This window comes from Rufibacter aurantiacus, from assembly GCF_017916345.1.
Classification (GTDB): Bacteria; Bacteroidota; Bacteroidia; order Cytophagales; family Hymenobacteraceae; genus Nibribacter; species Nibribacter roseolus.
Window position 1 is genome coordinate 1,031,226 of sequence record NZ_JAFMSV010000003.1, and the last position, 15,344, is coordinate 1,046,569.

Below are 15,344 nucleotides of genomic sequence, written 5' to 3' on the forward strand. Positions count from 1 at the left end.
TGTTGAGGACCAGCGTATTTCTTCCCTAAAGTCTTCTGTTACTCAGGCCGGGCATTTTTATACCCCAACAGAGACAGCATTTTGGCCCCGTAGCGTCTTCCGAGCTTTCTGTACCCTTCGGCGGTGAAATGCAGTTGGTCATCCAGGGCCGTACAACCTTCAGAGGAAATGACATGCGCGTTAGGTATCACCTGGGGCAGTTGGGCAATGATGGCGTTCATGCTGGCGCATTTACCTCCCTCCTCCTTACTTACCATTTCCCCAGCCAGCAAGGGCACTTTTTTGGGGTTGAGGTTCAGATCTTTCAACAGGTTGTCATATACTCCTTTCACCTTGGAGGGCCAGGTGGTATCACCGGTGTTTGACTCTCCCTGGTGCATTAAAATACCCTTGATCACCCCGTCTTTCTGCGCCAGTTTCGCCATCTCCACCAGGCGGCCATAAGGGTTCTTATCATACGGCTCAAGGGCCGCCGTCATCCAGTCTGGTGCTGCTGCCACATAAAATTGGTAAGTGCCTTTTTCAAACAGCTCAATTTTACAGCCGCCCACCGCTACATTGATTACGCCTACTTTTACATTGGCTGGAAGGGTGGCTACCAGGGTTCGGCCAAAATAATCAGCGGGGGTAAGGCCGGTGTTGCACCGGGTTAAAGGGGGCGTAGCGGGGTACCATTCGCCTTTCTTTCTTCCCAGGTTAGGGCAGTCTACTGCTTCCATGACCATGAACCGCTTATTGGCGGTGGTGTCCTGCGGCTCAAATTTGGTATGCCCCTCCATGTTGGATTGCCCGAAGCACAGGAAGATGTAAAAGTTAGGGTCCTGGGCAAATGCAGCCGTGTGCATCACAAACATCAAGGCCAAAAGGGAAAAACTCAGTTTATTTTTCATTCTTGCTCACGTTTAATTTTTTAAAATATAATTTGCTGCTGTTTAAGACACCTCAAAGCATTTAATGGCTGTTTTCTTTAAAACCTGCCAAAAATGGCAGAATAGCTTTTCCTGGTACTTTGTAAAGAAATAAAGATCTTTTGCAACAGCACTATTCCTTAGTTGGGCAAGGCTTTTTCTGCTCCAAACTTCTACCAATAGTTCTTTTGGCAAATTCTTCCCTTTAACTAATAAGCGAATTCAGCCAGCCGTTGTGAGCATTTGCACCTCTATAGGTAGTTTACCAAAAAAATCAATCAGAACTGCGTCAAATCCTTGGTCACCATGTAAGGTGGCTACCCTCTTTGCAGGAGCACCTCTACTTGAAGTTAGCTGTTCAGATTACCAGCAATACTTGCAAAGAGGCATGCCAACGTTGGCATTAAGGTATTAAAAAAAAACCACTCCTAGAAATTAACTTTCTATTCCTGCTAAATTTATTAGGGTTCTTCTGATCGGTTGGCTGCAGGATTATTGAGCAAAAGGAAGGCAAGCTTCTTGCTTCGCTCTTTTTCAGACAGAAGAAGTGTCTAAAATGACGCATAACAGCCTTGGGCATGAGGCGTGCCAACCCGTCGGCCGGGTCATGACCTATGCACCATGATGGAGGTCAGTTGATTTTCTTATTTACACTGTGAATTGACCTGGTTTCATAATAGAGGTAATTCTCAGTTGGATTATTTTCAAGCTTCCTGATAAAATACTTTTGGAAATATTCTTCTAGCATGGCAGGTTTCAACATCTTTATCCTACCCAAATCATCTTGGTCCACACTGTTGAATAGTCCACCTGTGACAAAGGCCGTGGTCACGCTGTCAAGCTTTATAGCCGTTCTGCCTGGGCCAAGCCTATAGATTTCTGCTGCTGCCTTCACATCTGCTTTCAAGTCTGGGATGTCAAAGTGAAGGTAATACAGAGAGTCTCCGCTATTACCCAGAAATGAGACAGTGTTGGTGTTAGCAGGGCTAAGTCTATTGAATACTTCCTCTTTGCTAAGGGTGAGGATGAATAATTTGTCGGTATTTACCAGTATTTCTACTTGCTGCCTTTTTAGAGTGGTTGCGCAAAATGAGAATAAAGAAATGAGCGCGAGAGTAGCGGTAATTAAAGGCTTCCTGTGGTTCTCATAACCACAGTTCCTATTCATGAAATAGCAGTAAGACAGGGGAAGTATACATATTGCCAGCAAGTCTGTATAGTCGACAGTACGGTTAGCAGCCACCCCTAAACTGTTGCAATACTCAATCAATGGCTGAGAGATGGGTGATTTCCAGATAAAGAATACTACTGCTGTCGCCAGGTATATTGCGTTCTTTGATTGAGGTCTAACTGCCGAGAAAAAGTAGGGGAATATGAACAGCCCTGCAAAGTCTGACAGCTTGCCCGTTAGCTCATTGTGGAACTCATACTTTAAGTAGAAGTCATTTACCAAAAGAATGACTAACCCCAAAAAGAACAACGGAGCTTTTATTTTCCCTATGTCAGACATTCATTGCATCCTTTCAATTACCACTACCACCAACGACATGGCTAAATAACAGGCGAGGCCGTTGGCAGATGTTGGTGTATAGCTGTGGTTGTGCAAAGTAGTTCTTTAACCATCTATCAAGACTCCATGCGGTTCTAATCCGATGAAGTCTACTGTTACCTGATGGTTTTCATCGTGAATTGTGTCAAATGACATATCCCATTCAAAAGGTGTGTTATCTTGTATGGGTATTGTAACTCCAACTAATATAAATTCTCTGTCGAAGTCTATAATTTTGAAATTGTCCTTCCAGTTTCCAAACTCGTCTTCCACTAATGGCGTGAACTTAGTTGTTAACTCTAAGTAATTTTCCTGAATCCATTTGTAAAACTCTTTCTGCTTCTGCTCTGGCCCACTTTCTTTACCTTCAATGATGTATCCGATTTCTTTTCCAGTTGGTTCGAACAAGCCTTTGCCTTCAAAATAACTTTTTCCAGGGTCTTTCATTTTCATAAACCTAAGTTTTCCAAAGAAGTCATCTTCTATTATGATAGGCTTTTTAAAGAAGTCGAATATTCCCATTTTATATTGTTTCTATTTTGCACAGCGTACTTGTGTAAAAGATGAGCAAGGCCGTCGGCCGTGGTATGGCTTTTACACAGTGTTGTGCCAAGTTATTTTTTAATCGATAACAGAGGAGGTTATTTTAACTTCATTTACTGCTCCGTCATTCAAGAATACCTCTAACAACTCCGTTAATGCTTCAACAGGGGCAGTTCCTAAATCAATGGCCGTAGTTATCCAGCCGTTATCTGCAGCTGGACTAGTCACATTGTGAATCAATCCAGAGAAGCCATTCTCATCCTGGGTATATTCATCATCTATGGCAATCCATTTTTTTATCCATTCATAGAACTCATCCCGGTCGTTAAGGTCGTTGTCGATAAATATCTCACAGTTATTCCACACAAATGGATTTATTTCAATTCTTGAATCTCCTATCTTGAACTCAAGCGGCTCATGGCTTAAGTATCCTTCTGTATTGAATTCTATGATTTTATTTTCACCATTGTCGTCCTTTTTGAGGTAGTCCAACCTGTAAAACCTGAACAGTTCATTTGGTTCTTCATTATTCAATAGCAAAAGAATTTCCGAAACCCCGTCCTGACTTGCTTTTAAAGCATTTCCAAAACGTTCTAAGTAATAGTCTCGGTGTTGCTGCAATATCTCTTTTATTGTCATTTTAATTTGGCACAACGGTTGGTATAAAAGACGGCAAGGCCGTCGGCCGTACCTGGCTTTTATACCAACCGTTGTACTACGTTATTTTTCCAGGCCCTACATATTTCCGTATTGCTGTACTATTTGTTAAAGCTCTCTAATAGTCGCATTTAAGTAAGATTGGTCAGAGTTAAATTCAAAGAGTAATTCATTTTTCAAGTCGCTAAGCGCATAGAAGTTGCCTTTGATATTTACCTGGCCCAGATTGTTGTAATTAGCAGTTAATCTCAGATTGTCCTCATAATTTGCGAAGTCAACATTGCCTTCCACCTCTTCATTGCAAGCTTTGAGTCTCTTGAAGAATTCGTAAAGTTCTCCTGTCGATGTCCAGAAGATTGAATGGGCAGTGAAACTTCCTGATTTTATTTCTACAGCAGCTCTAACTTCGTAGCCGCCCCAATGGCAGGTCGATTCTGGGAATCCGTAAACTTCTTGAAAAGTGACTTTTAGGTAATTTCCGTTTTCACCTACTATTGAGAATTCTTCCATAATTATAATGTAGTACGAGCCGCGTGTATGAAAAGGCCCCAGCGAAGCAAGGATTTTGTATACACGGTGTTCTCAGTTGTTTTTATTACTAGAAATGCGGATGATTAATTTGGGCCACGGGCTTTAAAGCGTCCAAAGTGGGTAACCAATGAGATAACAAGGTTTCCAGCTCTCTTTCATCCTTTATATTAAAATAGGTTTCCTTCTTTACATAAAACAAGGCATAGTCCAGCCCATAAATTTCTTCTGAATAGTTTTCATCTAATTCCAGATATTCAACTTCAAAGCAATAAAATTTATCAATTCCATTTGAATTTTTGGTTTTCCTCATAACTACTGTCAACCAAGCCTTGTTATTTGGATTTTTACCCGTAGGCTTAATCTGAGTCCCAATGCTTCCATCATTAGTTTTTCCAAATTTCAATTGATTTGAAAGTTTTAAGTCCACCTTATGTTCGTTTGCTTTTTAAATTTCTGAGAACGGACTAGTATAAAAGACGGCGGAGGCCGTCGGCCGATGCTGGCATTTGCACAATGTTAGGGGAAGGAGTTTTTAAATTTATTGATTTTTAAAATTCGTCCTGAAGCTCTGTAATTATAAATTCTGGATTTTCTACTGAGTATCGAAACCTTATTGAATCACCGTCTCCTAAATTATTCGGGTTATTTGTCCATCCACCTGAGTACTTATACTTTTTTCCTTTGATTGTATAAACTACGTCCATGCTATGGCCTTTATAGGACTTTACGTCAGTGATTATTCCTTTTGAATACTCATAACTTCTATTGACGGTATTAACAATATTCTTTTGGTTTTCGTCAGATTCTTTCACCAACCAGTATAAAGCCCCAATGATAACCGTGAAAATTATGAAGAGGGTTGATATCGTTTGTGCTTTCTGACCCATAAAGAAACTAATGGAATGGCTAATTTTGATAGTTTATATTCTGGTGGTTTTATCCTTCAGAATTTTTTTTCTTACCCCTAACGTTTAGGGCTAAAAAGCGCTTTAGTGCTTTTTAGGTTTAATTATGCGGTGAATTTTTCTAAGCTAGGTTTGAATTCTAACTTTAACTTTTTGAACAAGTGCCACTTTATTTTAACTGTTATAGTTTTCTGTTTTCCTGTTGCATCTAAAAAGTCAATGTATCTATAATGCTGAAGGCTAAAGTTCCCGCCTGGAAACACAGGTCTAATTACAAATAAAGATTTTTTAAAATCTCCAGTGCTAAATAAACCTGTTCTTCTTATCTTTAAAATAGGTAGTCTCATTTTTCCAAATTCCATTCTCACCATCTTTTCACCATTACTGATTATAAATCGGTAATGATTATAATTTATTAGTATAAACAAGCTTAAAGCTGGAATTACAAAATACCAAGGCATATACATTGTTGGTTTTACTTGTTATTAAAATATTGATTTACCGCATAACGGTTAGTATAAACAACGTGCAAGGCCGTCGGCCGTAGCATGATGTTTATACAATGTTGTAGGTAGTTTTTTTATTTCCTCAAGGCATATTCATCTATGTAACTGCTTATCTCAATTTCTTTTATCAGCTCATCAGATAGTTTGATTTCTTTACCGTCCTTGTCGTAGAATTTCCATTTTTCTGTAACGTAGCCAAAATGAATTTCGTCGCCTCCCTCACAAGTCGTGTCTATATTTTTTTTGCCAATCCTATAGGTTCCATTTGCCCTTACCTGACCGTTGTCGTGATAATAAATCCAGTCGCCTATTTTATAGCTGTAAAAAACAGGGCAGGTTCCACCAGTGCAGCAAGTTGTGTATGTGCTTAATCCGTATTTGCCACTTTCTTTCAATTGTCCGTTTTCAAAGAACTCTTTCCAGTTCCCTGTCCTTAATTCTGATTCCTTATAATATTCATTGGGAATATAAATTGTGCCAACTCTCTTTACATTTCCATTTTTATAGAGTTCTGTGAAAGGAGATTCTTTTAGAGAATCATAACCTTTAATGGCAGATTTACAGCTTAGAATACAAAGAAAGCATAAGAAATAAAGTAAGTTTTTCATATTTAAAATTACCTACAACGGCCTCGTGCATGAGGCGTGCAAGGCAGTTGGCCGTTGCATGCCTTATGCACAATGTTAGCTCCTGTTGTTTTTTCTTCGTTTATTTCTTTTTCTCTGTCTTTGCATCTCTTTCCACTGATGCCTTAGGTTGAAGAGGAAATTATTTATTTTCTCCATTGAGATTACTGCTCTTCCATGATTCCCCCACTTGAATTCTTCTGGGATTTCCCACTTCTGGTCAGGGTAGTTGTTCTCTATGTCTTGACCGTCCTCTTGAGGCAGGTATTTTATCCTTGCTTTCTTGTATTTACCATCCCTGTAGTTCCCCAGGATTTTTTGCAACAGTCTATAAGTATCTTTTTCATAACCTGCCTCTGATTTGTCCGCAAACTGGGTGTAAAAGTCTGGCTGCGCACGCCAGAAGATAAGAAGTGCTGTCCCGTAGTCGCAGAGTGGGCTATCCACAATCCATTCCAGTACATTCTTTTCTTCATCCCTATTAAAGAGGTCGGCAAGGTAGTGAAGCTGGGCTGATGAATTCAGCTTTTTGAAACTATCGAATAATTCTTTTTCATCCTCAAGCTGACTTTCGATGAAGTTGGTGTGAATTAAATCAGTTTTACTTTGAGGTATAAAGAACATTTATTTATCAATTGGAGCTAACGGTCTCGTGCATGAGGCGTGCGAGGCCGTCGGCCGTAGCATGGTGTTTATACAGTGTTAGCATTAGGTTTTTTTCTTTTTCATTTTTTGGAATTGCTTCCACCATTCTTCTCTAGCTGAAGGAAAGTTTGCAGAGCACATACTTGTAGTGTACTCTCCTTTCTGATTTATATACCCAAAGATTACATAGGTGTCGCCTTTCTTGAAGTATTGACTACAGTTCGACCAATTTGGCGTTATCTCTATTGTGTCGGCTTTTATTTTCCCTTTATAAACTTTACTGATTTTTAAAACGGGGTTGTATCCGCCGTGTCGCCAGTAGTCTTTTTCGCCAGCCATGATATTGTCGCCTTTTGTCAGGCTGTCTTTTACAGATTCTATCTTGGCTAATATGACGAAGTCGGAGGCTTCATATCTTTCCTTCAAGTGAGTTTCAATGGAAGAATAAATCTCACATCTGCACGCATAAGCGTCAATAGCCAGTATCAAGCTTATCGATAGTATCAGGAATAGCTTTTTCATATTTTAACTTAATGCTAACGTCTGGGCTAAACGGCGGCGAGAGCCGTCGGCCAAGCTGACGTTTAGCTGTTGTTACATGCAGTAATCTTTACTGCTCAACTACCTTGAAATCTTCTGCTATGACGTAGTTGTTGCCAATTAGGAGAAGCTTACTCTTTTTTATTTCATAATGCCTTGAATCCAGTGTACTAGTGACAATCGAGTGTTTGTGTAGTACCTCAACAACCTTTTTTGTTATTGTCGGGGGTGCGTCCAAGATTTTGCCGCTTCCAGTCTTCAGGTTATTCATGAATATCTGGTAGCCGTATTGAGCATTTCTATTGACGAAGAAAGTTGTCCAGGGACGCCAACCAAGAGTGACTTCTTCAATTGCTTTTTTAACTTCATCCGCTACTAACTCAGCGTCTTCTGCTTTTGAGCCAATGTAAGTTGATTCCAGAATTTCGTTGAAGTCGATGAGCAAAGGATGGTCTTCATAGAAAAGCAGTTCACCAACTGTTCCTTTCTTTAGTTCGAACTCTTTTTTGTTGATGAAGCTTATCTTATAGGATTTATTATCCGTTTTTACCTGAACGTAAGTGGTCTGAGTAACCCCAACTTCTACAATCTTGTCTTCCAGCTCTTTTAAAGTCAATTTCTTTATTTCTATTTATTGCATGTAACGGTATAGTGCATGAGGCGTGCGAGGCCGTCGGCCGTAGCATGGCTTATGCACCTTGTTACCTGCTGTTATTTTTCTGTTTTTCAGCAAATTCTAGTAAACTCTCCATTTCACGATACCACTCAGAGTAGGCACCGTCTGGTCTGAATTTGCTGGGGAATTCCCTGAAATACTGTTCCGATTTTTTGCTTCCAGAAACAGCGGCTATCATCAAGCGGTTGGCCAATCTCAATTTATCTTCGGTGTATTCTTCCGATGCTTCAATTTGTGTTTTCCACGCTGTTGCCACGTATTCCTGTAAGGTCTTATCAATTTCGTTAGTGCTGTATTTTATTTTAGGATTAAGCTTCTTAACTCTCTGAAGTTTGTTGTCCTGATAGAAGAAGGATTCTATGAGCGATGTATTTTCTATTAGTTCTCGGTTTTTGCCTACTGCAAGAAGTTCTTTCTTAAATAGCATTAAGGTATCTTTCAAATAATAAACTTCATACTTCTCAATCGCCCCCCAAAAACTAATTAAGTTATTGTTACCGCATTCAGAGATTACAAATTCAGAGTAGACTTTCTTTTTGTCCTGCACTTCTGACCCTCCGCAAATCAATAACCGTTGACCGCTAGAAAAATCGAAAACTGTATCTGGTTCAGTTTCAGCATACATTGATTCAACACAAGCTTTACACTTTGTTTCTAATTTTACTTCTGCTCCTGCCTCTTTTGTTTGTATTGCTTCGGGCTTTTTAATCGGTTGTTCTTTTTCAAGTCCTTTTTCTTGGGAACAGCCAACTATCAGTAAAACTAAAAATATGTATAAGTTCTTCATATTTATAATTGCAGGTAACGGCTTGGCTAAACGACGGCGAAGGCCGTCGGCCGAGATGAAGTTTAGCTCTTGTTGGCAGGCGTAATTTTATTTTAGGTTTATCAATTCTATTACTTCACACTCCCCAACTTTTCGGTTGCCTTCCATAAAGTAACCATGAGTTCCGATTTTTATCTTTCCTCTGTGGTAGTCAATAAACTTATTATTTATTACCCACATTCTTGCCATTCCATATCTTGGAATCGGGAGTTGAGAATCGGTGATTAGCTTACCGTTTGAATCTTCGAATTCAGGGTGAATAATGAATAGCTCTCCTTTTTTATGTTCAGGGTGCTCGTAGAGGAAATCCCATCTTATCCCTTGGAAAGTCCAGCCGTGCCGCCCGCCTTCTTCCTGAGAATAGATTTTGTATGTTACCCTGAAGTCGGGCTTTCTACCAAAGGTTTCTTCGTGAGATTTATACATTTATTATTCTTATGCCTGCCAACGGTTTCGTGTAAGCGGCGGCGAAGGCCGTGGGCCGAGATGACGTTTACATCATGTTGGCGGTAGTAGTTCTATATTTTAAATTGAAGAGATAGCCGTTGATTACTGTCCATAACAAAATTGCCAAGCCTATGGAGGGATAACCCCCGAGGAAAAACCAAGGAAGGAAAGCCAATCCGCTTAGGATACCTGTTATTAGAATTTCAGGGTTAGAGAAAGGGTACTTCAATAATAGCTTTGACATAATGAGGTAACCTACTGAACCCACAAACCCAGCAAGAATTGATAAAGGCTTGGTTGTTATATGGGCACTAAAAAGCCAGAAGCTTCCAAAGTATATAGCGACAGATAAGAATGTATGTAAAATCCTGCGGTTCGTTGTGTAGGCACCATCCTCAATGGGAAAGGTGGTGGTTAGAGGAAAACTCAAACCTGGCAGGAATGACATAGATACCATAAAGGAAGCGGCTAGCAAATCGCTAAAATCCAAAGACAAACAGAACAGACAATAAATTGTCCCCATCAGGAGCGAGTTTACAAGTATTATATTCCTATTGTACATTCAACTGAACTTTTATTACCGCCAACGAACTAGGCTAAACGACGGGCGAGGCCGTCGGCCGAAGGCTGACGTTTAGGTTTTGTTAGGCAAAGATGTTTTTAATAATAGACTTTTTTGGCATAACACCCCTTGTTCTCCCAATGTCCATTCTCTGCTTTTTTGAATAATTCTATACACGACCAACCACATAGATTGCCGCAATAGAAGGTGGTCTTCCTTAATGCGTAATTTCTGTCTTTGCTGAAGAGGGGTACTGAATAAATATAGTAATCTTCCTTTTTTAGTTCTGAATTGTTGGTTTTCTGGAATTCTTTTAACGTTTGCCATTCGTTAACCTTTAATCCTGAAATCTGCTCTTTGATGAATTCAAAGTCAGCTTTAGTTAAGAAATCAGCGAGAAGTGGGGCTTCACCATAGTTAAAGCTATAATTCCTTTTTTCACTAGGTGTTAAAGTTTTCCAGCTTTTTAGTTTTTTCAGAACTGAGTCAGGCTGGTATACTTCTTCCAATTTCCAATTATTTATATTCTGACTATATTTTTCTTTTGCCTGGTTTTCAATAAAGTTTATTATCTCTATGTCAGGAACTACAGAGGAATAAGTTTGGCCAAATGTCGATAGGCAGCTTATAAAAAGAAGAAGCGTAAATATCAGATTTTTCATTTTTACATTTTTGCCTAACGGTTAGTATAAAAGACGGCTAAGGCCGTCGGCCGATGCTGACTTTTATATAATGCTGAGTGGTGTTATTTTTCCTTTTTGTTTGACCATTCCCTGAATCTTTGGTCAATGCGTTTTCTTATCATCTCGTAGTTCTCCCTTGTGTCATCCACATGATAAATTGTGGGCAACTCCTCTGCAACCGTTGCCTCCAAATCAGAAAGGTATTGGCCTTTTTCGAAGTCGAAGTAGTCGGATGTGAAGTCTGCTCCAGTCTCGTTGAGTTCATCTGTTGAGAATATCCCATCCAAGTACTCAAAGTAGAAACTTGTCCCTGTAATGAATTTTTCCTTTACTCTTCTTATTTCGTCGGGGTACTCTTGCAGGAGCAAATCGCTGTAAAGGTCGTTGTCGATAAACCAGTTAATGTATAGACCTGTGTGGACGTAGCCTTGGTAATCATCTAATCCATTAGGAAAGTCACCGCCCAAGTGCCATTTGGCTTTGTCGTAAGAAACTGTTTCCCTGACGTCCTTTGGTAATTCCTTGCCTATTCTGTAACCCTTGCCTAAATACTGCTCGGCGGTTTGCTCCAATTCAGCTAATGCTTTTTCATCTGAGCCGCAGCCTCTGGTAATTTTAGCTACTCCCGTTTTACCAACCTTTCCTTTAGAAATATATAAAAGCTTACCCTCCGCCTCCAGCTTTACAAAGTCGGTGGTTTTTCTGTTTTCTTTTATGAGGTAAAGCTGATTCATATTTATAATACCACTCAACGGTCTCGTGCATGAGGCGTGCTGGGCCGTCGGCCGAAGCATGACTTATGCACCTTGTTAGGGCAAGTTATTTTTTTTTCATCACCAGCTTAGTCACTAGGTTTTTCTCTGGTGCATGGTTTACCTCTTCCTCAAAGGTTCTCCTTTTTACCAAAACTGTTGAATTGCCAGACCATTTTATGTCCGAAGGGCCCCAGTTATTCCCGATATCCAGCCTCCATTCCTCTGCCAGCGAATCGCCCTGCACCTTCAGGTACTCCATTCCGTTGAAGTTGTAGCCTGCCTCCAAATCATAGCTGGCTGTGATGGCCGACTGCCCGTCGGGGGAGAAGTAGGGCAGCCCGCATATGTATTTTTTGAAACCGTTCTTCTTGTTTACCAACAGCCAGGTGTTTCCCTCTGTGAACGGGACATGCACCAGGTAATAGTTCTGGCGCGGGAAGAAGTGTTCCAGATTGTGGCCCATTTCTTTCTCCTTGTCCCACTGGGGGAGGCTCACTGTTTTCCCGTTGTCCAGTTTCAGCACAAGCATGGAGTCCTTGACGCTGCAAAGGTCTGCCCACTTGGCTAGGAGCATCTTCTCTACCGCCTGAATTCCGTCATAATAGTCCATTCCCTTTGAGACGCGCTGTCTCTCCTTGAAGTCATCAAAGATTGAGGGGAAAGTCGTCTTCTGTGAAGGTGAGAAGTGGAGGATGTAACCCTTAAGGCTGATAGTATCAGTCTCTTTTACCGTGATTGACTTATCTGCTATTTCAGGTGAGGATGCTTCTAGGTCAGAAGAGGAGACGGCAATAGCGGACGGTGTGCCGATTACCTCAACAGGTGCTACCGCTTTGCCTTCTTCTGTTTTTTTGCCTTGGCAGGAAACAATGAAGGCACAAGCTGCCAATACAGGAATATATAATCGCATATTCATTCTTATTAATTTGCCCTAACAGTCTAGTATAAAAGACGGCGAGGCCGTCGGCCGTGGCTGACTTTTATACCTTGTTAGCCAAAGTTATTTTTATATGTCTGCAAGAATATTGATGTAGAAGGTTGCCGTAGATATTCCACATAAAACTACCACTAATAGATTTCGGACTCTTCTTCTTTTTTGAGATGTACTTTCTACAATTGAAACTGTTGTGAAAGCATAAACTAACATACAAACTGTAGAAAGAACGAAAGCAATAAAAGAGAAAAGGAAAATCCAGTCTTTGCCTACTTGGTCGTGAGTTCCACCAGCATACATTCTAATCAGTAAGTCATTGAGGAGAAGTATTCCATAGCCGCATAATACGGTGGCAAGGAAGTTAATTTTATAAAGTCGGAAGTTAACCACTCCAACAATGATAAATGGTAGAATCGCCGTTGCTAGTATTGAGAAAGGCCCTCTATAGTGACCAATCACGTTACTGACAATTATTAAAGTAAGTCCTAAAGTTATGGTAATGATGAATTTTACCATTTATTTTAATTTTGGCTAACGCCTTGGCTAAACGACGGCGGAGGCCGTCGGCCGATACTGGCGTTTAGCTGTTGTTGTGCGTAGTTGTTTTTTCCTTTTTCTTCTAGTTCTGTTTTTGACCTTATTTTAGTAAAACAAGCCGAAAACGGCATGTTTTTATTAATTCTGAAGTAGGTCAAAGTTTATGTCAGCACAGAAAGTTTTATCGTCGATTGCTCGAATTCGGTTTGTCTTCCTGTCTATTTTTATCTGCTTTGTTAGCAATTTATCAGCTTCTTCGGATTGACGATTCTCGCTACTTATGTGTTGTCCAGAGTTATAAATTAAATGAATCGTGTCGTTGCTAATCCTGTATTTCCCTTCTGCTTTGTTCACGCCGTTGTAGAGAATCTCAAAATCGTTGTTATTGGAATAAAGCTGGAGAGAATGCAGTTCGTCAGTCGCTGAGAAAAGGACGTCATCTCTTTTACTGCAAGAAGCCAGGATTATGAGCAAAAATATCTTCGGAATCCTTTTCATCAATAATTTCAATTACGCACAACGGACTAGTATAAACGGCGGCGGAGGCCGTCGGCCGAGGCTGGCGTTTATGCAATGTTAGGTAGCGTTATTTTTTACTTTTTTGCTGTAATTTTTAATCCATTTGTACAGTTCGTCGTGCAAGTCCAGCATTTCTTCTGTGTTTGTGATTTGCCACTCTTCCTTCAGGTTGTCGAACTTCTTTGGCGAAAGAGTAATATTAAGTTGTCCGTAGTCGAATTGGTCAAAGGATACAAGAGTACTGAAAAGTAATCCTGTTGCTGTTTCTGTGATAAGCTCTTTTATCTTTTCTTTTGTCTGGGAGTCCAGGTTATTAAATGTTTCTCTAAAAGCTTTGTCTTTTCTACTTGATTCATTCTCCCTTGGGAACGGCTCTTCGGGTTCAGGATTGCCAAGTAAGTCGAAAGCGGTTCCTAACCAGCCGTCAAGAATGTTTACAAGATTTTTACCGAAGACTTCTCTAGCCAACTGTTGCTTATCTTCATCAGTTTCGGGTGATTCTAAGTTTCCGAACCTATCCTGCGCATACTTATCGAGAAGCTCTTTCATTTTTAATTTTAATGCTACCTAACGTCTCGTGCATGAGGCGTGCAAGGCCGTCGGCCGTAGCATGGCTTATGCACCTTGTTATGGCGTGTTTTTTATTTTGGGAACCAGGTGGAGTCATATTGCTTTACTCCTGCCAGTAAATTACCTAAATCTACATTAACGTCGCCGTCCATTGATTCCCCCATATCAAAGCATAGGAATAATGCAAGAAGAAGTAACTTGTTTTCATCATTGTTGGCGACTATAAACCCAGAATCATAATCCCAAAAGTTAACTCTCCCTTTGTCAAACTTAGCAACTTGGTTTCCATTCCTAAACAAGGATTTCTTGTGTCCCCTATGAAAATAAAATTCGTAGCTGTCGGAAGCATACATGAATGTCCAATGTCCTTTCCAAGCATTTAGTGCTTTGATTATTATCTCCGTGTTCTCCTTGTGAAGAAGAATCTTGTATTCTGTTTTGTTGTAATTCCAAATAGAGGCTTCTTTGAATAGGTTGACAGTCACTAATTCTTCATTTTCTTTGGACAAGACTTTAGCAAATAGACCTATTTTCCTCTTCCTGTCCCAAAATCCAGTAAAGACCTCTTCTTTTTCGTCATTTTTAAAGAAGCGGTATATATGTCCCTTCTGTTTGATGTAGAGCCTCACTTTTTCTTATTTAAAATGCGCCATAACGGTTAGTATATGCAAAGCCCGCAGCGCAGCAAGGGTTTTGTATATGCATTGTTGGCAGAAGTAATTTTAAAATCCTTTGATGATTACTTTTTTATCCAATTTATCGAATAAGTCCTGTAATTCTTGTCGGTCAATGTAGTTAGATTCATAAAGCCAAATAAAATTGTTTCTTAGGCTTTCGTGAGGTAAGTATTCATCTATTTCCATGTATTTTTTCCTGATGTAATCCCTTTGCTTTGCCTTGAGTTCATTTATGAACAAGTCAACCTGCTCTTGTTTCTTTCTAAAATAGTCAAATACAATAGCAACTTCTCCTTTTAATATTTTTTGTTTCTCAAACTTAAATATCGTTCTTCCCCAAATTGATAAGCAAACTATAATACCACCTGTCAATCCAGAACTTACACCTGAACTAATATTAAATTTTTTAGCGAAGTCGAGAAGGAAAACCAATAAAAATAGAAGGTTAAAGAAAACAGATAAAAAGAAACCTGTTGCGTATGGTCCAGGTTGATATTTTGTAATAATCTCATCAAAGCCTATTTCTTCAAATTTGATTAGTCTTGCAGTAAATCCTTCATTCGTTTTTACTTCAAGATAAAGCCCGTCTTCTCTTATAGTATATTTTCTATACTCTGGCCAATTCTTTTGTAATAGTTCTTTCATTTATTTTTTATTTCTGCCAACGGCCGCGTGTATGCAAAGCCCGCAGCGAAGCAAGGGTTTTGTATACACTGTGTTGGCTGACGAAATTATTTATTCAGTCTAC

At 39.8% G+C, this 15,344-nt stretch carries 22 protein-coding genes; all 22 read right to left on the reverse strand.

Translation table 11 applies throughout. The annotated features are described in order from the left end of the window. Positions 1–38 precede the first annotated feature (38 nt). Positions 39–890 (reverse strand): sialate O-acetylesterase, encoded by an 852-nt coding sequence (locus J3P34_RS14705; protein WP_210489398.1) that lies wholly within the window; start codon positions 888–890, stop codon positions 39–41. Positions 891–1,539: 649 nt separating this feature from the next. Then, entirely contained in the window at positions 1,540–2,418 is an 879-nt protein-coding gene (locus tag J3P34_RS14710; protein ID WP_210489400.1) for a hypothetical protein, read from the reverse strand. A gap of 105 nt (positions 2,419–2,523) precedes the next feature. Further along, complete coding sequence (locus J3P34_RS14715) at positions 2,524–2,979, reverse strand: hypothetical protein (protein WP_210489401.1); 456 nt, start codon at positions 2,977–2,979, stop codon at positions 2,524–2,526. A gap of 99 nt (positions 2,980–3,078) precedes the next feature. Continuing rightward, the gene (locus tag J3P34_RS14720) at positions 3,079–3,639 is read right to left on the reverse strand and encodes a hypothetical protein (protein WP_210489402.1); all 561 of its coding nucleotides are present in this window, start codon (positions 3,637–3,639) and stop codon (positions 3,079–3,081) included. Positions 3,640–3,765: 126 nt separating this feature from the next. Beyond that, the gene (locus J3P34_RS14725) at positions 3,766–4,167 is read right to left on the reverse strand and encodes a WapI family immunity protein (RefSeq protein ID WP_210489403.1); all 402 of its coding nucleotides are present in this window, start codon (positions 4,165–4,167) and stop codon (positions 3,766–3,768) included. Positions 4,168–4,255: 88 nt separating this feature from the next. Continuing rightward, positions 4,256–4,615, reverse strand: coding sequence for a hypothetical protein (locus J3P34_RS14730; RefSeq protein ID WP_210489404.1), 360 nt, complete (start codon positions 4,613–4,615; stop codon positions 4,256–4,258). A gap of 121 nt (positions 4,616–4,736) precedes the next feature. Next, positions 4,737–5,075, reverse strand: coding sequence for a DNA binding protein (locus J3P34_RS14735; protein ID WP_210489405.1), 339 nt, complete (start codon positions 5,073–5,075; stop codon positions 4,737–4,739). 122 nt (positions 5,076–5,197) lie between these two features. Beyond that, entirely contained in the window at positions 5,198–5,554 is a 357-nt protein-coding gene (locus J3P34_RS14740) for a hypothetical protein (protein WP_210489406.1), read from the reverse strand. A gap of 119 nt (positions 5,555–5,673) precedes the next feature. Further along, positions 5,674–6,207, reverse strand: a complete 534-nt coding sequence (locus tag J3P34_RS14745) for a toxin-antitoxin system YwqK family antitoxin (protein WP_210489407.1) — start codon at positions 6,205–6,207, stop codon at positions 5,674–5,676. A gap of 75 nt (positions 6,208–6,282) precedes the next feature. Beyond that, entirely contained in the window at positions 6,283–6,849 is a 567-nt protein-coding gene (locus J3P34_RS14750) for a DUF4274 domain-containing protein (RefSeq protein ID WP_210489408.1), read from the reverse strand. An 84-nt stretch (positions 6,850–6,933) separates the two neighbouring features. Further along, positions 6,934–7,392: a hypothetical protein gene (locus J3P34_RS14755; protein ID WP_210489410.1), complete on the reverse strand. Its 459-nt coding sequence runs from the start codon at positions 7,390–7,392 to the stop codon at positions 6,934–6,936. Positions 7,393–7,480: 88 nt separating this feature from the next. Next, entirely contained in the window at positions 7,481–8,026 is a 546-nt protein-coding gene (locus J3P34_RS14760; RefSeq protein WP_210489411.1) for a hypothetical protein, read from the reverse strand. An 85-nt stretch (positions 8,027–8,111) separates the two neighbouring features. Continuing rightward, positions 8,112–8,873, reverse strand: a complete 762-nt coding sequence (locus J3P34_RS14765; protein WP_210489412.1) for a hypothetical protein — start codon at positions 8,871–8,873, stop codon at positions 8,112–8,114. Positions 8,874–8,960: 87 nt separating this feature from the next. Then, the gene (locus tag J3P34_RS14770) at positions 8,961–9,338 is read right to left on the reverse strand and encodes a hypothetical protein (RefSeq protein WP_210489413.1); all 378 of its coding nucleotides are present in this window, start codon (positions 9,336–9,338) and stop codon (positions 8,961–8,963) included. Positions 9,339–9,405: 67 nt separating this feature from the next. Further along, on the reverse strand, positions 9,406–9,882 hold the full coding sequence (locus tag J3P34_RS14775) for a hypothetical protein (protein WP_210489414.1): 477 nt from the start codon (positions 9,880–9,882) through the stop codon (positions 9,406–9,408). Between the two features lie 137 nt (positions 9,883–10,019). Continuing rightward, on the reverse strand, positions 10,020–10,583 hold the full coding sequence (locus J3P34_RS14780; protein WP_210489416.1) for a hypothetical protein: 564 nt from the start codon (positions 10,581–10,583) through the stop codon (positions 10,020–10,022). Positions 10,584–10,666: 83 nt separating this feature from the next. Beyond that, positions 10,667–11,338 (reverse strand): DUF7832 domain-containing protein, encoded by a 672-nt coding sequence (locus tag J3P34_RS14785; protein ID WP_210489417.1) that lies wholly within the window; start codon positions 11,336–11,338, stop codon positions 10,667–10,669. An 85-nt stretch (positions 11,339–11,423) separates the two neighbouring features. Beyond that, positions 11,424–12,275, reverse strand: coding sequence for a hypothetical protein (locus tag J3P34_RS14790; protein ID WP_210489418.1), 852 nt, complete (start codon positions 12,273–12,275; stop codon positions 11,424–11,426). Positions 12,276–12,365: 90 nt separating this feature from the next. Further along, the gene (locus J3P34_RS14795; protein WP_210489419.1) at positions 12,366–12,809 is read right to left on the reverse strand and encodes a hypothetical protein; all 444 of its coding nucleotides are present in this window, start codon (positions 12,807–12,809) and stop codon (positions 12,366–12,368) included. Positions 12,810–13,406: 597 nt separating this feature from the next. Continuing rightward, positions 13,407–13,898: a hypothetical protein gene (locus tag J3P34_RS14800; RefSeq protein WP_210489420.1), complete on the reverse strand. Its 492-nt coding sequence runs from the start codon at positions 13,896–13,898 to the stop codon at positions 13,407–13,409. Positions 13,899–13,990: 92 nt separating this feature from the next. Further along, positions 13,991–14,548 (reverse strand): hypothetical protein, encoded by a 558-nt coding sequence (locus J3P34_RS14805; RefSeq protein WP_210489421.1) that lies wholly within the window; start codon positions 14,546–14,548, stop codon positions 13,991–13,993. Between the two features lie 93 nt (positions 14,549–14,641). After that, entirely contained in the window at positions 14,642–15,241 is a 600-nt protein-coding gene (locus J3P34_RS14810; protein WP_210489422.1) for a hypothetical protein, read from the reverse strand. Between the last annotated feature and the right edge of the window lie 103 nt (positions 15,242–15,344).